The following is a 21,445-nucleotide window of genomic DNA, read 5'->3' as shown; positions in this document are numbered from 1 at the left end:
GGTATCAGCCCTTGGCGAACAGGGGGTGCAGGCTGCTGTGCTTGGCGTCGTAGACCTGGCCGGTGCCTTCGTCTATCTGCAGCGTGACGCCGACGGGGCGTTGCGCCAGGACGCTGTCGAAATGGCGGCGCAACGTGGCCAGCAGGGCGTCGCCGACCTGCTTGTGGACCAGGCTGCTGCGGCCGGAACCCATGCGCAGGTTGGCATAGCAGAAGCCGTAGTCACCCTTGCCGTCGGCCACGGCCGAATAGGCAGCCGGGTAGGCCAGCACGCGTGTGCCGCCCTTGGGGAAAACCGCCTTGCCCTGTTCGTCGCGCTGTTCCAGCATGGTGTCGGCCAGGTCGCGGCAGACGGCGCCGATATCGGCGTCGCGTTCCAGGTCAGGGGTGAAAAGCAGTACGAGGTGAGGCATGGCGAAATCCGCGCAGAGAGATAAAGGAAGCCGGGAAGCCTGTAGGCTTCCCGGTGCGTGGTGGCGTCAGAGGCGGGCGGAGGCTGGCACGTAGGCCTGCTGGTTGGCCTGGGCTTCCGGGATCGAGGCCCCGGTCTGCGGCGTCACGGGGAAAATGGCGTTGATCTGGCCGGTGCCCGAGGACGGGAAGTACGGCGTGACCACTTCGGCATGGCCGTCATACTCGGACCAGCCCAGCGCGCCCAGCAGCATGGCGGTGTCGTGCATGAAGCCTTCGCCATGGCCCTTGGAGGCGTACTCGGGCAGCATGGCGCAGAAGTCCTGCCATTGGCCGCGTTCCCACATGCGGACGACTTCCTCGTCCAGCGTGCCCAGGAAGGGGCTCCAGATCTTGTCCGAGAAATCGGGCGCCAGGCCGTTCTGGGCGAAGCGGTGCGAGAGTGAACCGCTGGCGAAGAAGGCGACGGTGCCGTCATAGTGGTCTTCCACGGCCTTGCGGAAGGCCCAGCCCAGGCGTGCGCTGTCGTTCAGGAAGTGCACGGTACACAGCGCGGACACGGAGATCACCTTGAAGTGCTGGTCCGCGTTCATGTAGCGCATCGGCACCAGCGTGCCGTATTCCGGGCCCAGCGTGGTCTTGTCGTGCGCCAGGGTTTCAATGCCGTACTCGCGGCCGACCTTCGCCAGAATCTGGCCCAGCTCCGGGTTGCCGGGAAACTCGTACTGCATGTTGCTGATGAAGTGCGGCAGTTCGTTGCTGGTGTAGTTGCCCTTGAAGTGGGGCGCGCAGTTGATGTGATAGCCGGCGTTGACCAGCCAGTGCGTATCGAACACCACGATGGTATCCACGCCCAGCTCGCGGCAGCGGCGGCCGATCTCGATGTGGCCGTCGATGGCGGACTGGCGGAAGCCCTTGCGGGGGCCGTCCAGTTCGCTCAGATACATGGACGGAACGTGGGTGATTTTTGCAGCCAGTGCGAGTTTGCCCATAACTGTCTCCTTCCTTGCCGGACGGCAAGGCCTGCCCTGTCATCTGTCGGTTCGGCCCGGCCCCGGCAGGGCACAGGGCGGGCCGTTTTCAGCGCTGTGGATACAGCGTATCAGACTCCCCAGCGGGGAATGTGATGGCTGCCCATGGAAATGCACACGTTCTTGATCTCGGTAAAGACTTCGAAGCTATAGTCGCCGCCTTCGCGTCCCGTGCCGGATGCCTTGACTCCGCCGAAGGGCTGGCGCAGGTCGCGTACGTTCTGGCTGTTGATGAAGACCATGCCGGCTTCGATGCCGCGTGCCAGGCGGTGCGCCTTGCCGATATCCTGGGTCCAGATGTAGGAGGCCAGGCCGTATTCCACGTCGTTGGCCAGGCGCAGGGCCTCGGCTTCGTCCTTGAACTTCATCAGGCAGACCACCGGCCCGAAGATTTCTTCCTGGGCGATGCGCATGCGGTTGTCCACGTCGGCGAACACCGTCGGCTGGATGAACTGGCCGTTCTTCAGGTGCTCGGGCAGGTTGGCCGGACGCTCCAGGCCGCCAGCCAGCAGGTTGGCGCCTTCCTCGATACCGATGCGGATGTAGCCCGTCACCTTGTCGTAGTGCTGCTTGGTGATCATCGAGCCGACCTGGGTCTTGGGGTCCTGCGGATCGCCGACCAGCAGGCGCTTGGCGCGTGCGGCGAATTCGGCCACGAACTCGTCGTAGACCGATTCCTGAATGAAGATGCGGCTGCCGGCGGTGCAGCGTTCGCCATTGAGCGAGAAGATGGTGAACAGGGCTGCGTCCAGCGCACGGTTCAGGTCAGCGTCGGCGAACACCAGCACCGGCGACTTGCCGCCCAGTTCCATCGAATACTTCTTCAGGCCGGCGTTGCTCATGATGCGGCGGCCGGTGGCCGTGCCGCCGGTAAAGGAGATGGCACGCACGTCGGGGTGCTGCACCAGCGGTTCGCCCGCCTGGGCGCCATAGCCCTGGATGACGTTGAACACGCCCGGAGGAATGCCGGCTTCATGTGCCAGGCGGCCCAGTTCGTTCGCCGTCAACGGCGACAGCTCGCTCATCTTCAGGACAGCGGTGTTGCCCAGCGCCAGGCACGGCGCGGTCTTCCAGGTGGCCGTCATGAAGGGCACGTTCCAGGGCGACACCAGCGCGCACACGCCCACCGGCTGGTGCAGCGTGTAGTTCAGCATCTGGTCGTCGACTGGATAGGTATGGCCGTTCACGCGGGTGCACACTTCGGCGAAGAAGTTGAAGTTGTGCGAAGCGCGCGGGATCAGCACGTTGCGGGTCTGGTGGATGGGCAGGCCGGTGTCCAGCGTTTCCAGTTCCGCGATGCGGCCGACGTTTTCGTCGATCAGGTCGCCCAGGCGGCGCATCAGGCGGGCGCGTTCCTTGGCGGGCGTTGCGGCCCAGCCCGGGAAGGCGGCCTTGGCGGCGGCCACGGCGGCATTGACTTCCTCGGCACCGCCGCTGGCGACTTCGCCGATGGCTTCGTTGGTGGCCGGGTTGTAGTTGGTGAAGGTTTCCTTGCTTTCGACCTCTTGGCCGTTGATCCAGTGCTTGATCATGCTCATGTCGATATCCTGTGGGGTGGCGAGGGCGCCAGGCTCATGCCGGCGCGCCGTTTGAAAAACGCCGGCTCGGGGCCGGGCTGTTCCAGTACTGCGAGGAGCGCGGGCGCTCCGTTCGGTGCATCGTGTTGCCTGCGGCTTGCCGGGGCTGGCCGCAGGCGGGTGCTGCGGTTCAGCGATTGTGCTTGGCGAAGAAATCGCTTTCGCTGACGATGAAGTTCACCAGGCGGCCCACGCCTTCGACTTCGGTGACGACCTCATCGCCCGGCTTCACGTCCGACAGTCCTTCCGGCGTGCCCGTGGCGATCATGTCGCCCGGCAGCAGGGTCATGAAGCTGGAGAAGTATTCGATCAGCGTCGGGATGTCGAAAATCATATCCGCCGTCGTGCCTTCCTGGCGCAGCTCGCCGTTGACCCAGGTGCGCAGCGTCAGCGCGGCCGGGTTGGGCACATCGGCGGCATCCACGATCCACGGGCCCACCGGCGTGGTGGCGTCGCGGTTCTTCACGCGCAGATTGGGACGGTAGTAGTTTTCCAGGTAGTCGCGGATGGCGTAGTCGTTGCAGACGGTATAGCCCGCCAGGTATTCCAGCGCGTCTTCCTTGCGCACGTTGCGCGCCGGCTTGCCGATGACGGCCACCAGTTCGCACTCATAGTGCATGTATTCGACGTTGTCGGGGCGCCAGGTCTGCTGGCGGTGGCCGGTATAGGTATTGGGTGCCTTGACGAAGGCCAGCGGCTCCGTGGGCGGCTTGAAGGCCAGCTCGCGGGCGTGGTCGGCGTAGTTCAGGCCCAGTGCGAACATGCTGCCGCTGGCGGGCGGCAGCCATTCGACGTCCTGTTCTGCCAGGCGCGTGCCGTCCTGCAGCACGGCTTCGATCTTGCCGCCGATATCCTCGACGGTGACATGGACGGGCTGGCCCTGGTGACGGATGATGGCGCGTTTCATGTCAGTGGTTCTCCTGTTCCTGCACGATGACGTTGCGCAGTTTGCCCAGGCCGTCGATCTCGATGATGACTTCATCGCCGGGTTCGACGTCCACGCGGCCTTCCGGCGTGCCGGTGATCAGCACGTCGCCTTCATTGAGCGTCATGAATTCGCTCAGCGTTTCGATCAGTTCGGGAATGGTGCGCACCCAGTTCGCCGTCGAGTTCTGCTGGCGCAGCTCGCCGTTGACGAACACGCGCAGCCCGAGCTGGTTGACGTCAGCGATGTCGGCGGCAGGCACCAGGGCCGGGCCGATGGCGCAGAAGCCGTCGCGGCATTTCGCCTTGACTGCCGGACGGTAATAGCTGTCCTCGGGCAGGCTGAATTCATTGACGATGACGTAGCCGGCCACGTGCGACATGGCATCGGCGGCCTTGACGCGGCTGGCGCGCTTGCCGATCACCACGCCCAGCGCCGGGCCGGGCTGCAGGCGGGCGTCCGCAGGCTTGGCGACCTGGCCGCCATCCTGGTTGCGCGTATTTGGCGTCTTGATGAACAGCACGGGTTTGACCGGCGGACGCTGATAGGGCGGCTGCTGGAATTCTTCCAGGCGGCTGTCGAGCAGTCCGCGATAGTTCAGGGCGATGCCGAACAGGGTGCCACGCGTGGCGTCGCTGAGCGGGGTATGGGTCGATGATGTCATGGGTGCTCCGAGCCCGGCTTGTCCCGCAGGTTTCCCTGGCTGGTGAGAGGCTGGCAAGCCGCCGGGCATGTGCCTCATTTAATTAACATGTTAATCATTATGGAGACGGCGCGGATGCGTTGTCAACCATGCATGAAAGGGGGGCGGGTTATCCCTTAGGCGGCTAGAATCCTATTGACACCAAAACACCAAGTAATTAACTTGTTAACAAAATTGATTTTCACAATAGACCGGTCAGAGGCGCATGATGCCGTCCCGTCTGCCGGTCAAATCCTTCACGGAGACAAGGCGATGAAACTGTCCAGACTGGCAGCCATCTGCGCGATGGCGGCAGCCGCTAGCACCGCTATGGCAGCGGACAATGTGACCCTCAAAATCGCACACTTCCTGCCTGCCGCGTCGAACGCGCAGGCCAATGTGATCGAACCCTGGTGCGCCAAGCTCAAGACCGAGTCCGAAGGCCGCATCAATTGCCAGATCTATCCTTCCATGCAATTGGGCGGCACGCCGGCGCAGTTGGCCGACATGGCACGCAATGGCGTGGCCGACATCGTCTGGACGGCGCCGGCCTATTCGGCAGGCAAGTTCCCGACCCTGGAAGTTTTGGAGCTGCCGTTCATGCTGCCTTATGGCGGCGTGAAGGGTAACGAGCTGATCTGGAAGTTCTACCAGGAACACGGCACGGATGACTTCAAGGACTACAAGGTCCTGGCCATGTTCGGTGACGGCGGCATGGATATCCATTCGCGTCCCCGCGCCGTGCGTACCCTGGAAGACTTCAAGGGCCTGAAGCTGCGTGCTTCCAGCCGCACGGTGGCCCGTACCCTGGAAGCCCTGGGCGCCACGCCCGTGAGCATGCCGCCGGCGCAGATGACCGAAGCCATTTCCAAGGGCGTGGTCGATGGCGCGCTGGGTGCCTGGGAAGTCGTGCCTTCGACCAAGCTGGAAGAAGTGACGCGCTACCACAGCGCCATTGCCGAGGGCGAGCCCGCCATTGGCTACACCGTGCTGTCCATGCTGATGAACAAGCGCAAGTATGACCAGATGCCTGCCGACCTGAAGGAAATCCTCGATCGCAACAGTGGCGATGCGCTGGTGAACGACTTCGGCGTGGCCTGGGACGAAGCGACCCGCAAGGCCAAGGAACTGGTGACTGCCGAGCAGATCATCGCCATCGAGCCGGCTGACTACGAAGCCATGCGCAAGGCAACGGACGCTGTCGGCCAGGAGTGGGTGGTGGACTACAACAAGCGCGGCAAGAAGGATGGTGCCGAATTGTTCGAAGCCGCCCGTGGCCTGCTGGCCCAGTAATGGATTGCTGGACTGCATACGAGTACAGCTATGAATGAAGCACACCCAACAGGGATGGATCCGTCCACCCTGTCACTGCCCAGCCGCCTGCACAGGCTGCTGGAGCCCGTCTGCCGGGGATTTTCCCTGGCGGGCGGCCTGGTCCTGGTGGCCCTGATCATCATGTCCCTGATTTCCCTGGTGGGCCGCAAGCTGTTTGCGACCCCCATCCGGGGCGACATGGAACTGATGGAAATGGGCGCCGCCATTGCCATCGCCGCCTTCCTGCCGCTGTGTGAATTGCACGGCCGGCATATCAAGGCGGATGCCTTTACCCTTTGGGCGCCTGCCCGAGTCAACCGGCGCCTGGATATCTTCGCGCACCTGTTGATGCTGCTGGCGGCCTCGCTGCTTTTGTGGCGCACGTTCCTGCAAATGCAGGACAACATGGAATACGGCGACGTATCCACGCTGTTGTCCGTTCCCATGTGGATACCGATGATGCTTCTGCTTCCCAGCCTCCTGCTGCTGGCCCTGGCCGCGCTGGCGCGCATCCTTGACCTGCTGAAGATCGGCAGGGAAGAAACGGCGGCAGCCGCGCAACAAGGGGTGCAAGCATGAGCGGCATGACCCTTGGATTGATTGCACTTGGCTTTACGCTGGTGCTGCTGGTACTGCGTGTGCATATCGGCCTGACCATGCTGGCGGGCGGCATCCTGTGCTATTGGGCGGTTAACGACGGCGATTTTTCCGGCCTGCTGTTCACGCTCAATAACCTGGCCTATGCCCGTTTGTCGAACTACGACCTGGCGGTGATTCCGCTGTTCGTGCTGATGGGGCAGTTCGCAACCCACGGCGGCCTGTCGCGTGCCATTTTCCGGTGCGCCTCGGCCTTCGTCGGGCACCAGAAGGGCGGCATCGGCATGTCGGCGATCGGCGCTTGCGCCGGTTTTGGCGCCATCTGCGGCTCCTCGCTGGCAACGGCGGCCACCATGAGCCACGTGATCCTGCCGGAGCTGCGCCGCAATGGCTATCCCGGCCCGCTGGCTTCGGCCACGGTCGCGGTGGGCGGCACGCTGGGCATCCTGATCCCGCCTTCGGTGCCGCTGATCGTCTATGCGGTGCTGACGCAGGAATCCATTGCCAAGCTGTTCGTCGCAGCGGTGATTCCCGGCACGATCGCCATCATCGGCTACCTGATCGTGCTGCGCATCATCGTCAGCCGCCGGAACATCACCACCGAACTGACCAAGGCGCCCCTGATGGAACGCGTCAAGGCCTTCATCGGCATCCTGCCCGTGATCGGCGTGTTCCTGGTGGTCATCGTCGGTATCTACGGCGGCTGGTCCAACCCGACCGAAGCAGCAGCCATTGGCGCATCGGCCTGCGGCATTCTGGCTGTGGTGCAGGGCGGCATGCGCTGGCCCGGCCTGCGCGCTAGCATCATCGGCACGTCGGAGACGACGGCCATGATCTTCCTGGTGCTGCTGGGGGCGGACTTGCTCAACTCGGGCATGGCGCTGACGCAAATGCCGGTGGAACTGGCGACGCGCATCAGCGAGTCCGGCCTGTCGCCCATGCTGGTGATCACTGCCATCCTGCTGATCTACCTGATCCTGGGTTGCCTGATGGATTCGCTGGCCATGCTGCTGCTGACGATCCCCATCTTCTTCCCCATCGTGATGGGGCTGGATATGCCGGGACTGATGGGCGAAAACCGCGCCATCTGGTTCGGTATCCTGGCGCTGATGGTGGTGGAAATCGGCCTGATCGTACCGCCGCATGGCATGAACCTGTTCATTGTGCAGCGCGCTGCGCCTGACGTGCCGTTCATGGCCTCGGCCAAGGCGGTGGTGCCGTTCCTGATCTCGGACTTCATCCGGATCGGCCTGCTGCTGGTATTCCCGGGGCTGGCGCTCTGGCTGCTGCAGTTCTGATCAGCGCGCCGCAGGCCGCATAGGCCGGGCGCATCGCCCAGGCGGCGACATGACGGCCCGAAGAGGTGTTGCGCTTCTTCGGGCCGTTTTCCATGGGTGTTTGATGTGCGCCACGGCTGATGGCGCTTGGTTAAAGGAGAGGCCATGACGACAGGCCAAGGCATCGGTGTGGCGGGCAGCGCAGCCCCGCAGGGCAACGTGGCAGGCAGTGCTGGCCAGCCGCAGTCCGGCAGCGGGCGGCTGATGGTCATCCTGGCCGCGCTGGCGGCGTTCGGGCCGCTGTCCATTGATATGTACCTGCCGGCGCTGCCGGATATTGCCGCCGCCCTGGGTGTGGATACCGGCAGGATACAGTCGACCATAGGCGTGTTCCTGGCGGGCTTCGGCGTGGGCATGTTGTTCTACGGCCCGCTGTCGGACCGCTTCGGACGCCGCAGGCTGCTGCTGGGCGGTGTGGCGCTGTATGTCATTGCCAGCATTGGCTGCCTGCTGGCCCAGTCGGCCGGGCAGCTCATCGGCTGGCGCTTGCTGCAGGCCCTGGGTGGCGCCGGCGCATCGGTATTGGCCAGGGCGGTGGTGCGGGATGCTTTTCCGATAGGCAAGGCCGCCACCGTGCTGTCCTGGATGCACATGATCACCATGGTAGCCACGCTGGTGGCGCCGTTGCTGGGCAGCCTGCTGCTGACGGTGCTGGGCTGGCGCGCCGTGTTTGCGGCACTGGCCGTCCTGGCGGCGTTGGTGTGGCTGGCGGTGCTGCTGCGGGTGCCTGAAACCCTGCCGCCGGCAGAGCGCCGGGATTCGGTCCTGGCGGCGTTCAAATCCTATGGAGACATTCTGCGCCGTTCACGCGCACTGGCCTGCATTTTGGCCATGGGCTTCACCTTTGGCGGCATGTTCGCCTATATCACCGCATCGCCGTTCGTCTATATCGAGTATTTCGGCTTGTCCCCGCGCAGCTATGCCTGGCTCTTCAGCTTGAATATCCTGGGCGTGATGGTCATGACATACGCCAATACCCGGATGCTCAAGCGCATGCGGCCGCAGCAATTGCTGCGCCTGGGGGGCAGTATCGCCGCGCTGGCGGGCATCGCGCTGCTGGTGGCCTGCGTGCTGGGCGGGCCGGGCGGGCTGCCGTGGATCGTCGTGGCCATGCTGGCCTTCTTCAGTGTGACGGGCATGATGGGCGCCAATGCGCTGGCCTGCCTGCTGGCCTGGTATCCGCTGCAGGCCGGTGCAGCCACGGGCCTGGCTGTCGCACTGCAATTCGGCCTGGGAGCGGTATTCAATGCGCTGGTGGCCTGGATGCATGACGGCACGCCGCTGGCCATGGGCAGCGGTGTGGCATTGGCCGGGATGGTTGCGTGCGCGGCAGCCTGGTGGGCAGGAAAACCCGGATCGGCATAGAATGGGGACAAGGGCTGGCGTGATGCATGCCAGCGCTGCAAGCGGTGCAGTGCCCTGGCAAACAGGGCGCCTTTCCTGCCGTTTGCCACAGGAGGACCCATGATGCGCACTTCTGCGATTTCCGCGTTTTTTTCTTTCTCGTTGCGTTGCTCGGCCGTGATGGCTGCAGTGGCCGTGCCGCTGGCCGGCGTGAGCCAGGCGGCCGAGCCTGCCGTGCAGGCCAAGGCGTCTGGCGAAGTCCGGCGGGTCGATGCCGCCAACGGCAAGGTCACCATCAAGCATGGCGCCATTCCGGAACTGGAGCTTGGGGCCATGACGCTGGTGTATCGGATCAGCCCCGAACTGATCGTGCTGGTCAAGCCGGGCGACAACATCCGCTTTACGGCAACCCGCACTGACGGACAGTATTGGGTCATTGCCATCGACTGATCCTGCCCGGGCGAAAAAAAACCTCGCCGCTGGGGCGAGGTCATGTCCGCATGGCCGTGGGCGGCCATGCCGGGTTACAGCACGTAGCGCGCCAGGTCTTCGCTGCCGGCGGTTTCCGCCAGGCGCTGGTTGACATAGGCGGTGTCGATCACGACCTTGCCATGATGGCTGGAGGCATCGAAGGAAATTTCCTCGAGCAGCTTTTCCATGATGGTGTAGAGACGGCGCGCGCCGATGTTCTCGGTGCGTTCATTGACCTCTGAAGCCAGTTCTGCAAGGCGACGGATGCCATCTTCGGTGAATTCCAGTTCCACGCCTTCGGTGGCCAGCAAGGCGGTGTACTGCTTCACCAGCGAAGCATCGGTTTCCTTCAGGATGCGCACGAAATCCTCTGCGCTCAGGGAGTCCAGTTCCACGCGAATGGGCAGGCGGCCCTGCAGCTCGGGGATCAGGTCGGACGGGCGTGCCAGATGGAAGGCGCCCGAAGCGATGAACAGGATGTGATCGGTGCGCACCATGCCGTAGCGCGTATTGACCGTCGTACCCTCGATCAGCGGCAGCAGGTCGCGCTGCACACCCTGGCGCGACACGTCGCCGCCGCTTTGTTCCTGGCGCGTGGCGATCTTGTCGATTTCATCGAGGAAAACGATGCCGTTCTGTTCCACGCTGGAAATGGCGCTGCGACGCAGGTCTTCTTCGTTGATCTTCTTGCCGGCTTCTTCATCGACCAGCAGCTTGAAAGCTTCCTTGACGGTGATCTTGCGGGGCTTGGTGCGTTCCTTGGCCAGGCCAGCGAACATGCCGCGCAACTGCTCGGTCATTTCTTCCATGCCCGCCGGACCCATGATGTCCATCTGCGGCAGGGGCTGGGCCACGTCGATTTCGATCTCGGTGTCGTCCAGCTGGCCTTCGCGCAGGCGCTTGCGGAATACCTGGCGGGCGGTGTTTTCCTCGCGCTGGGGGCTACCGCTGGCATCGCGCGCGGGCGGAATCAGCACGTCCAGGATGCGGTCTTCGGCGGCATCTTCGGCCAGGGTGCGCACACGCTGCATTTCACGCTCGCGCGTCTGCTTGATGGCGTATTCGACCAGATCGCGGATGATGGTGTCGACGTCGCGGCCGACGTAGCCGACTTCGGTGAACTTGGTGGCTTCGATCTTGATGAAGGGCGCACCGGCCAGCTTGGCCAGGCGGCGGGCGATTTCGGTCTTGCCGACGCCGGTCGGTCCTATCATCAGGATGTTCTTGGGGTGGATCTCATGGCGCAGCGGCTCGGCCACCTGCTGGCGGCGCCAGCGGTTGCGCAGCGCCACGGCAACCGCGCGCTTGGCGCGATTCTGGCCGATGATGAATTTGTCGAGTTCGGAGACGATTTCTCCGGGGGTCATGGTCGAAGCGGACATGTGGGCTATCCTGGTGTGGGGGAAGCTGGGCGGTTCGGCGCATCCGGGGCGCGCGGCGCGGCTCAGTCTTCCAGAATTTCGATGACGTGGTTCTGGTTGGTGTAGATGCACAGGTCGCCGGCGATTTCCAGCGATTTCTTGACGATGGTTTCCGGCGCCATATCGGTGTTGTGCAGCAGGGCCAGGGCGGCCGACTGGGCATAGGAACCGCCGGAGCCAATGGCCGCCAGGCTGTGCTCGGGTTCCAGGACATCGCCATTGCCGGTCAGGACCAGGGTGTGGTCCTTGTCTGCCACGATGAGCATGGCTTCCAGGCGGCGCAGCACGCGGTCGGTGCGCCAGTCGCGGGTCAGCTCGACGGCGGCGCGCATCAGGTGGCCCTGGTGCTTTTCCAGCTTGGCTTCGAAACGTTCCTGCAGCGTGAAGGCGTCAGCCGTGGCGCCTGCGAATCCGGCCAGCACCTTGCCGTGGTAGAGACGGCGGATTTTCCGGGCTGTGCCCTTGATGACGACATTGCCCAGCGTGACCTGGCCGTCGCCGCCCAGCGCGACGCGGTTGCCGCGGCGGACACAGAGGATGGTAGTAGCGTGAAATTGTTCCATGGCGTGCCTTGTTTTCCGGTATGCGGATCAAGCATGAAACATGGGGGCAGACAGGGGATTTTCAAGAGCCGGACCTGTCTGACCCGCTTCGGCGGGTACGCAGGCCGGTCAGGCGAGGTGCGCCGGGTAGGGGAGTGGCCATGGCGGAAGATGGCGCCGGCAGTGGCTGCCTGCCGTTTCTGCAGGCGGTGCGCGCATAGGCGCGCTAGCATTTATCCCAGAGGGGCTGCTTGCCATCGCCAGGATGGCAAGCGAGTCCTGTGAGCCGCAGGGCGGTGTGACCGAGCGATCAGTCGCCGAACATTTTCTGCCGCATTTCGCGGCGTTCCTGGGCTTCCAGCGACAGCGTGGCGGTCGGACGGGCCAGCAGTCGGGGGATGCCGATGGGTTCGCCGGTTTCCTCACACCAGCCGTATTCGCCACTGTCGATACGGGCGATGGATTGCTGCACCTTCTTCAGCAATTTGCGCTCACGATCCCGTGTGCGCAACTCCAGCGCATGCTCTTCCTCAATGGTGGCGCGGTCGGCGGGATCAGGGACGAATTGCGTTTCCCTGAGGTTTTCCGTCGTGGCGCCGGCATTGTTCAGGATGTCCTGTTCGATCTGGCGGAGCCGGTTGCGGAAGAAAGCCAGCTGTACGTCGTTCATGTAGTCCGACTCGGGCATGGCCAGCAGCTCTTGTTCCGTGGGCAGGTCGATGACTTCGGCGTTGCCAGCAACCGGGTTCGTTTCTTGGTTTGCAGCCTTGGTAGCCATGAAAAACACTCCGTCTTGATGATGTTACGGCGTCGTGTCGGGGCATATCACTCTGAATGCGCAACCTGCATACTGCCGGTGGACGTTTCCAGGCGTGGCCCGCCCCTTATTTCGCCAGGCACTGCTCCAGCCCTTGGGTAAAGATTTCCTTGGGCAATTTTCGACCGATAAACACCAGTTTGGTGGATTTCTTTTCCTGCGCACCCCAGGGTTTGCCGGGCTCGGCGCCCATCAGCATGTGAACGCCCTGGAACAGCATGCGGCGGTTCACGCCCTTGAGGTACAGGATACCCTTGTAGCGCAGCAGGTCAGGACCATAGACCTCCAGGACGCCACCCAGGAATTCTTCCAGCAGGCCCGGGTCGAAGGGCTTGTCGGAGCGGAAGATGAAAGCGCCGATCTCGTCGTCATGGGCGGGATGGGCATGGTCATGATGATGGCAGTTCGGGCCGCATTCGTGGCCTTCGTCATCGTCATGATCGTGGTGATGATGTTCGTGACCGTGGTCATGGTGATCATGACCGTGGTGGTCATGGTCGTGATGATCGTGGTCATGCGCGGCGTCGGGATGGTTGTCCGACAGGAATTCAGGGTCCAGCTCCAGGATGGAGTCGATATTGAAGCCGCTGATGTCCAGGATCTTGTTCAGATCGGTATCGCCGAAGTTGACCGGCTCGATGGGCGCACGCGGGTTGATGCGCACCAGACGGTGGCGCAGCGCGTCGTAATCGGCCTGGTTCACCAGGTCTTTCTTGGACACCAGGATGCGGTCGGCAAAGCCGATCTGCTTCTGGGCTTCGGGCTGGCGGTCCAGCGTTTCCATGCCGTGCTTGGCATCGACGATGGTGACGACGGCGTCCAGGCGGTAGTAGCCCGCGACTTCGTCGTCCATGAAGAAGGTCTGGCACACAGGGCCGGGATTGGCCAGGCCGGTGGTTTCGATGATGACGCGCTCGAACTGGATGGCGCCGCTGTCACGGCGCTGCTTCAGGTCGATCAGGGCGCGCAGCAGGTCGCCGCGCACCGTGCAGCAGACGCAGCCGTTGTTCAGTTCGACGATCTGTTCTTCGCTATCCTGCACCAGCAGGTCGTTATCAATGCTTTCCGGCCCGAATTCGTTTTCGATGACTGCGATGCGGCGGCCGTGATGCTCCGTCAGGATGCGCTTGAGCAGGGTGGTTTTGCCTGCGCCGAGAAAGCCTGTCAGGACAGTGACGGGGACCATTTGTTCGAGTCTGAGCGGTTGATTCATGCTTGGCCGGTTCTTGCCTGGAGTGACGGGATAATCCACCGAAAATACAGGCTGGAACGTCCTCGGTAACGTATAGGGAACGCTGGATTACATCACAGCACGGCGAGTTGGGCAAACTTTTAGCATACCGGCGCGACGTATGGCTGTAACCGCCGGTTATAACGCTCGTGCATCAGCAGGGAAATTCGGCAATGGCGCGGCATGAATGGCCGTGCTTCAGGCTGGCAAGCCGCGCCAGTGCTGGCTGGCGGCATGACACTGCCGGTAGGGATGTGCTTGCGGACAACAAGTGTCAAAGCGACCGGCTGAAGGGGGCAGGCAGCAGCCAGCGGCGCGTCAGCCGTTCACTGCGCGTGCTGCATGCACGCCTCAGTGCGCGTGGGAGTGGCCGTGGCCGCAATCGGCCTGTTTGCCCGCCTGCTGGCAGGCCGGGCACAAGGCCCGGATTTCTATTTCGTGGGTGCTCAGGGCGTAGCCGGTATGGGCCACGCGCTGGGCCAGCGCGCGCGTCATGTCCGGGTCGCTGAGTTCGGCGACGTTGCCGCAGGCGGTGCAGACGATCAGGATGTCATGCGGCGCGCCGCCCGCATCCAGGCAGGCGGTCCAGGCATTGACGGCATCCAGGCGGTGGATCAGGCCTTCTTCCATCAGGAAGTCGAGCGCGCGATAGACCGTCGGCGGTGCGGCACCCGGATGGCTGGCGCGCATCGCATCGAGCAATTCATAAGCCTTCAGGCTGCGGTCGTGGCGCAGCAACAGCTCCAGGACTTTGCGGCGGATAGGCGTCAGGCGGCGTCCCCGGCTGAGGCACAGGGATTCGGCGACGGCCAGCCTTTCGGCTACCGGGTCCGCCTGGGGCGGGCGAGGTGCTTGGGACATTCTTTGGCCTGTTCACGCTAAGCGGCGGCGCGGGAAACCGTTCCGCCTGGAATGATGGAAAGCCGCACCGGAAGATCCGTTGCGGCCAGGATGCATATCTCTATTCTAACCACTCTCGCGCGCACGGCGCGGCGATCGGCTGCCATGGATGAAATGTTATGATATAACCCTATTAATGATATATCGTGACAACGCCATGTCTGCTGTGACCTCTGACCAATCCACAACCGACGCCACGCACGCTGCCGCGGCCGTGGCGCATGCCTGTCAGCATGCGCCGGCCCGTCGCGAAGCGCAGGGGCTGGCGCCGCGTGCCTGGCTGGATGCCTCGGCGGCGGCGCGCCTGTTGCTGGTTGGCGGCGTGGCAGTTGCCGGCGCTTTGTTGCTTATCTGGGCGACCTTGCCATGACGGCTTTGTCCGTGGCGCAGCCTTTGCCGGCTGCGATCAGCCTGCGCGGCCTGTGCGTGGGGTGGCGGGAACGCATTGTGCTGCACGATTTGAATGGCGAAGTGCGCCATGGCAGCCTGACGGCCATCGTCGGGGCCAACGGCAGCGGCAAATCCACGTTGCTGCGCACCATGATGGAGCAGTTGCCGCCGTGTGGCGGCACGGTGTCATGGGCCGAGTGGGCGCGCCAGGCGCGTGCCTGGCTGCCGCAGGCCTGCGCCATCGACCGCTCGATGCCGGTGCGGGTGATAGATCTCGTTGCCCTGGGCGCCTGGCGCCGTGTCGGCCCATGGGGCAGGCTGTCTCGCAGTGAGTGGGAGCGTGCCCACGCCGCCCTGGACGCCGCTGGCCTGGCGTTCTGCGCCAACCGTCCGTTGCGCCAGTTGTCGGGCGGGCAGATGCAGCGCGTGCTGTTTGCCAGGCTCATCATGCAGGACGCGCAAGTGCTGCTGCTCGATGAGCCTTTCGCCGCCGTCGACCGTGAAACTACCGAAGACCTGATGCAATTGCTGCACAACTGGCATGACGAAGGCCGCACCATCATTGCGGTGCTGCACGACCTTGAACTGGTGCGGCAGCACTTTCCCGAAACCTTGTTGCTGGGAGCGGGCGGGATGCTGGCCTGGGGGCCTTCGCGTGAAGCGCTGAGCACTGCCAACTTGCAGCGTGCGCGCCAGTCTGGCCACGGAGAGTGGCTATGACCCTCTATGATTTCCTGTTGGCGCCCTTCGTTGATTTCGGCTTCATGCGCCGCGCACTGGCCGGCACTGTGCTGCTGGCACTGGCGGCGGCTCCGCTGGGGGTGTTCCTGATCCTGCGCCGCATGAGTCTGATGGGCGACGCCATGTCCCACGCCCTGCTGCCTGGGGTGGCGGTAGGTTTCCTGGTGGCCGGCCTGTCATGGCCGGCGATGCTGGCCGGCGGTCTGGTGACGGGCCTGCTGGTGGCGTTGCTGTCCGGCATCGTGTCGCGCCTGACGCCCTTGCGGGAAGATGCCAGCATGGCGGCCTTCTACCTGATTTCGTTGAGCCTGGGCGTATTGCTGGTGTCACTCAAGGGAACCAGCGTCGATCTGATGCATGTGCTGTTCGGTACGGTGCTGGGCCTGGACAACTCCGCGCTCTATCTGGTCAGCGGCAGTACGGCCATTACCTTGCTGGCGCTGGCGATGTTCTACCGCATCTGGGTCGCGGAATGCCTGGACAGCGAATTCATCCGCACCGAATACGGCAAGGGCGGCCTGGCGCACATGGTGTTCCTGGGGCTGGTGGTGCTGAACCTGGTTTCCGGGTTCCAGGTGCTGGGCACCTTGATGGCCGTAGGCTTGATGATGCTGCCCGCTGCTGCTGCCCGGTTCTGGGCCGAATTCATTGACGGCCAGATCGCGCTGGCCGCGCTGCTGGGCGTGACGGCCGGACTGATCGGCCTGCTCTGGTCTTTCCATTGGGATATCCCGTCGTCGCCGGCCATCATTCTTTCTGCTGGCGTGATCTACCTGTTTTCCCTGCTGTGCGGCTCCCGTGACGGGTTGCTGCGCGGCCTTTTCCGGACTGAAACGCAAGGAGATAAGTGATGAGTGCAGGGATGTTGTTTGCAGGTGGGCGTGCGCGGCGCGGCTGGGCACGGTTGGGCGCGGCAATGGCCGTGATGGCGGTCTGCGGGGTTGGTGCCGCGCAGGCCGAGCCGCTGAAAGTCGTGGCGAGTTTTTCCATTCTGGCCGATATGGTCAATGAAGTGGGTGGCGACCAGGTGCAGACCGTGGCCCTGATCGGCCCGAACCAGGACGCTCATAGTTTCGAGCCGCGGCCGGGCGACGCGCGCAAGCTGGGCGAAGCCCAGCTGCTGGTCGTCAATGGCCTGGAATTCGAAACCTGGCTGCCCGGTCTGGTCAAGGCGTCCGGCTTCAAGGGCAGTACTGCCGTGGCCAGCGCCGGCGTGAAGGCGCTGCGCAATGCGGAGGACGGGCACGACGACGATGATGATCACGACCACGGACACGATGACGATGATCACGATGATCACGGCCATGACGACCATGGGCATGATGATCAGGCCCATGGCAATGACAGCCACGGCCATGCGGAGGATGCGCACGGCCACCATCATCATGGTGAGTTCGACCCGCATGCCTGGCAGGATGTCAGGAACGGCATCCTGTACGCGCGCAATATCGAGCGTGCGCTGATTGCTGCTGACCCGGAACACGCCGAGGGCTATCGCCAGCGCGCCAACGATTACGTTGCCCGTCTGCAGGCGCTGGACGGACGCCTGCGCGAGGCGTTCGGCGCATTGCCGCAGGATCACCGTAAAGTGGTGGTGGCGCATGCGGCGCTGGATTATTTCGGCCAGGCTTATGGGCTGGTCTTCCTGCCGGTGGCGGGGCAATCCACGGCGGCTGAGCCTTCGGCCGCAGAGATGGCTCGTCTCATCAAGCAGATCCGCGACGAGCATATCAATGCCGTTTTCATCGAAAATGTGTCACGCTCCAGGTTGGCTGACCAGATTGCCCGGGAAACTGGCGCGCAGGTTGGCGGTCTACTCTTTACCGACGCGCTGGCGGCTTCCGGGCAGCGCGGTTCGACCTACCTGGACATGATGGAATGGAACGCGCAGCAGCTTCTCGACGCATTGAAGCCCCAGTCTTGAGCAATCTGGCCGGCCCGGGCTGCAGTACCAGCCCGGCCGGTACCTGCACGGTCTCGCGGCCTTCAGGGGGGCTGGCCAGCCCGGCGCGTTGCCGGGCTTTGGCAAGCCTGGCCGGCATGCTGGCCGTGGTGCTGGCCGGCCTGAGTCCGCTGGCGGCCCAGGCGCATCCGCATATGTGGATAGACGCCAGCGCGGAGTTTGAATTCGATGAGGCAGGGCGTCTGGCCGCGGTGCGCCAGACCTGGCTGTTCGATGAAATGTTCACGGCCTATGCGCTGCTGGGCCTGGAGAAGGAAAAGGACGGCAGCTATTCCCAGGCCACGCTGGCGCCACTGGCGCAGGAGTGGATGGAAGCGCTGGCCGTGCCGCAGACCCATTTTTTCTCTGGGGTCAGGCGTGGCGGCGGTGACGCGCCACGCTTGCTGTTTGGGCCATGGCGCGACGCCAGCATGGCCTGGCATGGCGATTCCGGTCGTATCTCCATGACCTTCGATCTGCCATTGAAACAGCCCGCCGCAGCCGGCGGCCAGCCTTTGCGACTGGATGTGTTCGACCCGACCTATTACGTGGCCTACGATTTCAGCGCGCCCGGCGCCGTGACCTTGAAAAATGCGCCCGCAGGCTGCGCCCATACCTATCATCCGCCGAACGAACTGGACTGGCAGACAGCCGCCAAACTGGCCGAGTTGCCCGCTGATATCGAAACGCTGCCAGAAGAACTGTTCCTCATCACCCGCAGCCTGTCTCATCGTATTGAATTGAGCTGCCCGTAAAAGGTATTTCCCGTCATGCTTACGCGTCCCCGTTCCCGTTTTTCTCTATGGCACGTGGCGCCGGCAGCTCAGGTTTACCCGCCGCGTTCCGGGGAAGGGAGGCTGCTTGCGTGCCTGGCTGTTGTGGTATTGCTGCTGGCATGCGGCTGGGCCTCAGGCGCCTGGGCGCAGGGCATGGCGCATCCCTTCGGCGTGCCGGAGGCCAGTGCGGGCGGAGGGGCGTACAGCCAGGGCTGGATGGCGCAGATATCGGCCTGGCAAAGCGGTTTTTACCGTCAGTTGACAGGCGCGGTGCGTACCTGGCGCGATGGTGGCGGCGCCTGGCTGCTGGTCTGGCTGTCCTTTGCCTACGGCGTGTTTCATGCGTTGGGGCCGGGGCATGGCAAGGCCGTCATCACCGCCTATGTGCTGGCTAACCGCCAGACCGTGCGCAATGGCGCGATATTGTCCCTGGTATCGGCCATGGTGCAGGCACTGGTGGCGGTGGTGCTGGTAGGCCTGGCCGTGAGTGTGCTGCAATGGGGCGGCGCCACGCTCACGCAGGCGACCTGGTGGCTAGAGCTGGCTTCCTTCGGTTGCGTGGCGCTGCTGGGCGCCTGGCTGGTCTGGAAGCATGCGCTTCGTCCGGTCTGGCGCTGGTGGCAGGGACGCACGGCGCGTGCTCGCGGACAGAGGGAGCATTTCGCACCGGGACAGGGCCCTGTCCCGGCTCATGGGCATGCTCATGCACCTCATGGATCGGACGGTCATGCCGCCCTGGCGCAGGGTCACGCACATCATCATGACCTTCATCGCGATCATGTCCACGAGCACGACGGCCATGTGCATGACGGGAGCTGCGGCTGCGGTCATGTGCATATTCCGCCAGCCAGCAGCGTGGCGGGCGAACTGAACTGGCGCCAGGCCTGGTCGGCCTTGCTGGCCGTAGGCTTGCGGCCTTGCTCGGGCGCCATCATCGTGCTGGTGTTCGCCTATTCGCAGGGCATGTTCATGGCAGGCGTCTGGTCGGCCCTGGCCATGGGCGTGGGCACTGGCCTGACGGTAGCTGCGATGGCGGTGGCCGCGCTGGTGGCAGGCAATCTGGCTACTCGCCTGGTGGGGGGCGAGGGGCGCTGGGGCGCCATCCTGTACGGCTGGATACAGGCTCTGGCCGCATGCGCGGTATTGGCCCTGGGCGTACTGTTGTTCGGTGGCGCCTGGATGAGCGCCGCGCCCCTGGGCGGATAAACCCAGGGGGAGTGGGACAGGGTGCCGGACTCAGCCCAGGGCGGGGCTACGGCGCTTCGTGTAGCCGCTGGCCTGTTCGTAGGCGTGGCCCAGTTGCAAGACGGCCAGATCCGCATGTGCCGGCCCCATCACTTGCAGGCCCATGGGCAGGCCGTTGGGCCCGAAGCCTGCCGGCACGTTGAGTACCGGCAGCCCGCCCAGGGAGCCGCCAATCACGACTTCCATCCAGCGGTGATAGGTGTCCATGTCGCGGCCGCCGACCTGCTTGGGCCAATGCTGCTTGGCATCGAAAGGGAAAATCTGCGCCGAGGGCAGCACCAGGTAATCGTAGTCCTGGAACAGCGTATCGAGCGCCTTGTACCAGGCCGTGCGGTTCGCCGCGGCCGCCTGGACATCCATGGCACTCAGCTTGAGCCCGTTTTCGATTTCCCAGATGGCTTCCGGCTTGAACAGGGCGCGCTTGGCCGGGTCCTTGTAGAAACCGCCCAGGCCGCCGGCGATGGTGCTGCTGCGCAGCGCCAGCCAGGTCTTCCAGAGCGAGTCCATGTCGAATTCCGGTTGCACGGCCTCCACCTTGCAGCCCAGGGTGCGGAAGTTTTCCAGTGCGGCGACGCAGGTGTCCATGACACCGGGGTCCATGGGCAGATAGCCATTGAAATCACCCAGCCAGCCGATGCGCATGCCCTTGACGTCGCGTTGCAGCGGTTGGGCGAACTGCGCCGGGTCTTCCTTGATGGACAGCGGCGCACGGCGGTCAAACCCGGCCTGGATGGAAAGCAGCATGGCCAGGTCGGAGACATTGCGGCCCATGGGGCCTTCATAGCCGAGCTGCTGCATGAACACATCGCTGGTCGGGCCGAAAGGCACGCGGCCGAAGGACGGGCGGAAACCAAAGATATTGTTCCAGGCTGCCGGGTTGCGCAGCGAACCCATCATGTCGCTGCCATCCGCGACGGGCAGCATGTCCAGGGCCAGTGCCACGGCCGCGCCGCCGCTGGAGCCGCCTGCGCTGCGGGTGGGATCGAAGGCGTTCACGGTGGTGCCGAACACCGGGTTGTAGGTGTGCGAACCCAGGCCGAATTCCGGCGTGTTGGTTTTGCCGATCAGGATGGCACCAGCCTTGCGGGCACGCTCGACGATGATGGCGTCGTGCTTGGGCACGTATTCCTTGAAGAGCGGCGAACCGTTGGTGGTCAGGATGCCAGCCGTGGCGGCGAGGTCTTTGGGCGCTTGCGGGAAACCGTGCATCCAGCCCAGGCGGGTGCCGTCGCGGCGGGCGGCGACGGCCTGGCGGTCGGCCTCGGTGGCGGCGGCCAGCAACTGTTCGCGCGGCTGTAGCGAAACGATGGCGTTGTAGGTGGGATTCAGGCGGTCGATCTGATCCAGGTATGCCCCCATGACTTCCACGCAGGAGACCTGGCCGCCGTGAATGGCTTTGGACAGCTCGGTCGCGCTCCAGCCGGTGATGGCACCCTCGGGCCGTGCCGGAGCGGCAGCGGCAAACACGGCAGGGCTGGCGCTGCTGGCCAGTGCGGCGGCGCCCAGGGTCTTGAGGAAGTGGCGGCGGCCGTCCTGTGCGGCGGCCTGGCTATCCGTAATGAGGTGGCTCATGAAGTCTCTCCTGTTGTTGCCTGGTACGGCATCTCATTATTGTTCTGCTGGAACGAAGTGTAAAAAACCGGGGTGGCAGTGCTTGAACGTACAAGAAGCCGCAATACTGCCGGAACTGCTATTAGGAGGCAGAAGGGTCGGTCTTGAATAGGAAATGCCTGCCAGATTTTTGTATGGGCC

22 protein-coding genes are annotated in these 21,445 nt (G+C 64.0%); 11 read left to right on the top strand and 11 right to left on the bottom strand.

Going from position 1 to position 21,445, the window contains the following annotated elements:
* Positions 1 to 4: 4 nt before the first annotated feature.
* The 5 genes from ACEW7X_RS15495 to ACEW7X_RS15475 form a co-directional block, all read right to left on the bottom strand.
* A complete protein-coding gene (locus ACEW7X_RS15495) occupies positions 5 to 412 on the bottom strand; it encodes a 5-carboxymethyl-2-hydroxymuconate isomerase (RefSeq protein WP_415833025.1) in 408 nt (135 codons plus the stop codon).
* A gap of 66 nt (positions 413 to 478) precedes the next feature.
* Positions 479 to 1,402, bottom strand: a complete 924-nt coding sequence (gene hpaD, locus ACEW7X_RS15490; RefSeq protein ID WP_068367506.1) for a 3,4-dihydroxyphenylacetate 2,3-dioxygenase — start codon at positions 1,400 to 1,402, stop codon at positions 479 to 481.
* A 110-nt stretch (positions 1,403 to 1,512) separates the two neighbouring features.
* Positions 1,513 to 2,973 (bottom strand): 5-carboxymethyl-2-hydroxymuconate semialdehyde dehydrogenase, encoded by a 1,461-nt coding sequence (hpaE, locus tag ACEW7X_RS15485; protein ID WP_068367852.1) that lies wholly within the window; start codon positions 2,971 to 2,973, stop codon positions 1,513 to 1,515.
* A gap of 175 nt (positions 2,974 to 3,148) precedes the next feature.
* The gene (locus ACEW7X_RS15480; protein ID WP_068367504.1) at positions 3,149 to 3,925 is read right to left on the bottom strand and encodes a fumarylacetoacetate hydrolase family protein; all 777 of its coding nucleotides are present in this window, start codon (positions 3,923 to 3,925) and stop codon (positions 3,149 to 3,151) included.
* A gap of 1 nt (position 3,926) precedes the next feature.
* Positions 3,927 to 4,607: a fumarylacetoacetate hydrolase family protein gene (locus ACEW7X_RS15475; protein ID WP_068367502.1), complete on the bottom strand. Its 681-nt coding sequence runs from the start codon at positions 4,605 to 4,607 to the stop codon at positions 3,927 to 3,929.
* A gap of 291 nt (positions 4,608 to 4,898) precedes the next feature.
* Here ACEW7X_RS15475 and ACEW7X_RS15470 point away from each other — a divergent pair, with 291 nt between their 5' ends.
* The 5 genes from ACEW7X_RS15470 (at position 4,899) to ACEW7X_RS15450 (ending at position 9,667) form a co-directional block, all read left to right on the top strand.
* Positions 4,899 to 5,918: a TRAP transporter substrate-binding protein gene (locus ACEW7X_RS15470; protein WP_130486457.1), complete on the top strand. Its 1,020-nt coding sequence runs from the start codon at positions 4,899 to 4,901 to the stop codon at positions 5,916 to 5,918.
* A gap of 30 nt (positions 5,919 to 5,948) precedes the next feature.
* Positions 5,949 to 6,518, top strand: a complete 570-nt coding sequence (locus ACEW7X_RS15465; protein WP_068367498.1) for a TRAP transporter small permease — start codon at positions 5,949 to 5,951, stop codon at positions 6,516 to 6,518.
* Positions 6,515 to 7,834 carry a TRAP transporter large permease gene (locus ACEW7X_RS15460; protein ID WP_068367496.1) on the top strand — a complete coding sequence of 440 codons (1,320 nt, stop codon included), beginning with the start codon at positions 6,515 to 6,517 and terminating at the stop codon, positions 7,832 to 7,834. Before ACEW7X_RS15465 ends, ACEW7X_RS15460 begins: the two co-directional genes overlap by 4 nt.
* 144 nt (positions 7,835 to 7,978) lie before the next feature.
* Entirely contained in the window at positions 7,979 to 9,238 is a 1,260-nt protein-coding gene (locus ACEW7X_RS15455) for a Bcr/CflA family multidrug efflux MFS transporter (protein WP_083969384.1), read from the top strand.
* A gap of 99 nt (positions 9,239 to 9,337) precedes the next feature.
* A complete protein-coding gene (locus ACEW7X_RS15450) occupies positions 9,338 to 9,667 on the top strand; it encodes a copper-binding protein (protein WP_238591291.1) in 330 nt (109 codons plus the stop codon).
* A gap of 74 nt (positions 9,668 to 9,741) precedes the next feature.
* On the opposite strand, the gene hslU is transcribed toward ACEW7X_RS15450, so the two are convergent.
* The 5 genes from hslU to ACEW7X_RS15425 all read right to left on the bottom strand — a co-directional run bounded on the left by hslU (position 9,742) and on the right by ACEW7X_RS15425 (position 14,560).
* Positions 9,742 to 11,070 (bottom strand): ATP-dependent protease ATPase subunit HslU, encoded by a 1,329-nt coding sequence (gene hslU / locus ACEW7X_RS15445; protein WP_068367495.1) that lies wholly within the window; start codon positions 11,068 to 11,070, stop codon positions 9,742 to 9,744.
* A gap of 62 nt (positions 11,071 to 11,132) precedes the next feature.
* Positions 11,133 to 11,672: an ATP-dependent protease subunit HslV gene (hslV, locus tag ACEW7X_RS15440; RefSeq protein ID WP_068367493.1), complete on the bottom strand. Its 540-nt coding sequence runs from the start codon at positions 11,670 to 11,672 to the stop codon at positions 11,133 to 11,135.
* A 289-nt stretch (positions 11,673 to 11,961) separates the two neighbouring features.
* Positions 11,962 to 12,339, bottom strand: a complete 378-nt coding sequence (gene dksA, locus ACEW7X_RS15435) for an RNA polymerase-binding protein DksA (RefSeq protein ID WP_193755146.1) — start codon at positions 12,337 to 12,339, stop codon at positions 11,962 to 11,964.
* Positions 12,340 to 12,535: 196 nt separating this feature from the next.
* The gene (locus tag ACEW7X_RS15430; protein WP_130486460.1) at positions 12,536 to 13,681 is read right to left on the bottom strand and encodes a CobW family GTP-binding protein; all 1,146 of its coding nucleotides are present in this window, start codon (positions 13,679 to 13,681) and stop codon (positions 12,536 to 12,538) included.
* A 369-nt stretch (positions 13,682 to 14,050) separates the two neighbouring features.
* Positions 14,051 to 14,560 (bottom strand): Fur family transcriptional regulator, encoded by a 510-nt coding sequence (locus tag ACEW7X_RS15425; RefSeq protein WP_068367489.1) that lies wholly within the window; start codon positions 14,558 to 14,560, stop codon positions 14,051 to 14,053.
* Between the two features lie 196 nt (positions 14,561 to 14,756).
* Between ACEW7X_RS15425 and ACEW7X_RS15420 the strand changes: the two genes are divergently transcribed.
* The 6 genes from ACEW7X_RS15420 to ACEW7X_RS15395 all read left to right on the top strand — a co-directional run bounded on the left by ACEW7X_RS15420 (position 14,757) and on the right by ACEW7X_RS15395 (position 19,654).
* The gene (locus tag ACEW7X_RS15420; RefSeq protein ID WP_420177401.1) at positions 14,757 to 14,969 is read left to right on the top strand and encodes a hypothetical protein; all 213 of its coding nucleotides are present in this window, start codon (positions 14,757 to 14,759) and stop codon (positions 14,967 to 14,969) included.
* Complete coding sequence (locus tag ACEW7X_RS15415; RefSeq protein ID WP_068367485.1) at positions 14,966 to 15,709, top strand: metal ABC transporter ATP-binding protein; 744 nt, start codon at positions 14,966 to 14,968, stop codon at positions 15,707 to 15,709. Before ACEW7X_RS15420 ends, ACEW7X_RS15415 begins: the two co-directional genes overlap by 4 nt.
* Positions 15,706 to 16,581: a metal ABC transporter permease gene (locus ACEW7X_RS15410; RefSeq protein WP_068367483.1), complete on the top strand. Its 876-nt coding sequence runs from the start codon at positions 15,706 to 15,708 to the stop codon at positions 16,579 to 16,581. Before ACEW7X_RS15415 ends, ACEW7X_RS15410 begins: the two co-directional genes overlap by 4 nt.
* 11 nt (positions 16,582 to 16,592) lie before the next feature.
* Entirely contained in the window at positions 16,593 to 17,654 is a 1,062-nt protein-coding gene (locus ACEW7X_RS15405) for a metal ABC transporter solute-binding protein, Zn/Mn family (RefSeq protein WP_068367841.1), read from the top strand.
* Positions 17,651 to 18,427 carry a DUF1007 family protein gene (locus ACEW7X_RS15400; protein WP_420177400.1) on the top strand — a complete coding sequence of 259 codons (777 nt, stop codon included), beginning with the start codon at positions 17,651 to 17,653 and terminating at the stop codon, positions 18,425 to 18,427. The genes ACEW7X_RS15405 and ACEW7X_RS15400 overlap by 4 nt, the downstream gene beginning before the upstream one ends.
* Before the next feature lie 174 nt (positions 18,428 to 18,601).
* Positions 18,602 to 19,654, top strand: coding sequence for a nickel/cobalt transporter (locus ACEW7X_RS15395; RefSeq protein ID WP_253099993.1), 1,053 nt, complete (start codon positions 18,602 to 18,604; stop codon positions 19,652 to 19,654).
* A 30-nt stretch (positions 19,655 to 19,684) separates the two neighbouring features.
* Here the strand turns inward: ACEW7X_RS15395 and ACEW7X_RS15390 are convergent, their stop codons facing one another.
* A complete protein-coding gene (locus ACEW7X_RS15390; protein WP_420177399.1) occupies positions 19,685 to 21,265 on the bottom strand; it encodes an amidase in 1,581 nt (526 codons plus the stop codon).
* Positions 21,266 to 21,445 lie beyond the last annotated feature (180 nt).

It is taken from the genome of Kerstersia gyiorum, from assembly GCF_048595715.1.
Lineage (GTDB): Bacteria > Pseudomonadota > Gammaproteobacteria > Burkholderiales > Burkholderiaceae_B > Kerstersia > Kerstersia gyiorum.
The sequence above is the reverse complement of the archived record's forward strand: the minus strand, read 5'-3'. Positions and strand labels throughout refer to the sequence as shown.

Coding starts and splice junctions, on each gene's coding strand:
- hpaD (WP_068367506.1), bottom strand. CDS start 1,402: ATGGGCAAACTCGCACTGGCTGCAAAAATCACCCACGTTCCGTCCATG.
- ACEW7X_RS15475 (WP_068367502.1), bottom strand. CDS start 4,607: ATGACATCATCGACCCATACCCCGCTCAGCGACGCCACGCGTGGCACC.
- dksA (WP_193755146.1), bottom strand. CDS start 12,339: ATGCCCGAGTCGGACTACATGAACGACGTACAGCTGGCTTTCTTCCGC.
- ACEW7X_RS15450 (WP_238591291.1), top strand. CDS start 9,338: ATGATGCGCACTTCTGCGATTTCCGCGTTTTTTTCTTTCTCGTTGCGT.
- ACEW7X_RS15455 (WP_083969384.1), top strand. CDS start 7,979: ATGACGACAGGCCAAGGCATCGGTGTGGCGGGCAGCGCAGCCCCGCAG.
- ACEW7X_RS15470 (WP_130486457.1), top strand. CDS start 4,899: ATGAAACTGTCCAGACTGGCAGCCATCTGCGCGATGGCGGCAGCCGCT.
- ACEW7X_RS15390 (WP_420177399.1), bottom strand. CDS start 21,265: ATGAGCCACCTCATTACGGATAGCCAGGCCGCCGCACAGGACGGCCGC.
- ACEW7X_RS15495 (WP_415833025.1), bottom strand. CDS start 412: ATGCCTCACCTCGTACTGCTTTTCACCCCTGACCTGGAACGCGACGCC.
- ACEW7X_RS15465 (WP_068367498.1), top strand. CDS start 5,949: ATGAATGAAGCACACCCAACAGGGATGGATCCGTCCACCCTGTCACTG.
- ACEW7X_RS15395 (WP_253099993.1), top strand. CDS start 18,602: ATGGCGCATCCCTTCGGCGTGCCGGAGGCCAGTGCGGGCGGAGGGGCG.
- hpaE (WP_068367852.1), bottom strand. CDS start 2,973: ATGATCAAGCACTGGATCAACGGCCAAGAGGTCGAAAGCAAGGAAACC.
- hslV (WP_068367493.1), bottom strand. CDS start 11,672: ATGGAACAATTTCACGCTACTACCATCCTCTGTGTCCGCCGCGGCAAC.
- ACEW7X_RS15415 (WP_068367485.1), top strand. CDS start 14,966: ATGACGGCTTTGTCCGTGGCGCAGCCTTTGCCGGCTGCGATCAGCCTG.
- ACEW7X_RS15430 (WP_130486460.1), bottom strand. CDS start 13,681: ATGAATCAACCGCTCAGACTCGAACAAATGGTCCCCGTCACTGTCCTG.
- ACEW7X_RS15425 (WP_068367489.1), bottom strand. CDS start 14,560: ATGTCCCAAGCACCTCGCCCGCCCCAGGCGGACCCGGTAGCCGAAAGG.
- ACEW7X_RS15460 (WP_068367496.1), top strand. CDS start 6,515: ATGAGCGGCATGACCCTTGGATTGATTGCACTTGGCTTTACGCTGGTG.
- ACEW7X_RS15420 (WP_420177401.1), top strand. CDS start 14,757: ATGTCTGCTGTGACCTCTGACCAATCCACAACCGACGCCACGCACGCT.
- ACEW7X_RS15405 (WP_068367841.1), top strand. CDS start 16,593: ATGTTGTTTGCAGGTGGGCGTGCGCGGCGCGGCTGGGCACGGTTGGGC.
- ACEW7X_RS15410 (WP_068367483.1), top strand. CDS start 15,706: ATGACCCTCTATGATTTCCTGTTGGCGCCCTTCGTTGATTTCGGCTTC.
- hslU (WP_068367495.1), bottom strand. CDS start 11,070: ATGTCCGCTTCGACCATGACCCCCGGAGAAATCGTCTCCGAACTCGAC.
- ACEW7X_RS15480 (WP_068367504.1), bottom strand. CDS start 3,925: ATGAAACGCGCCATCATCCGTCACCAGGGCCAGCCCGTCCATGTCACC.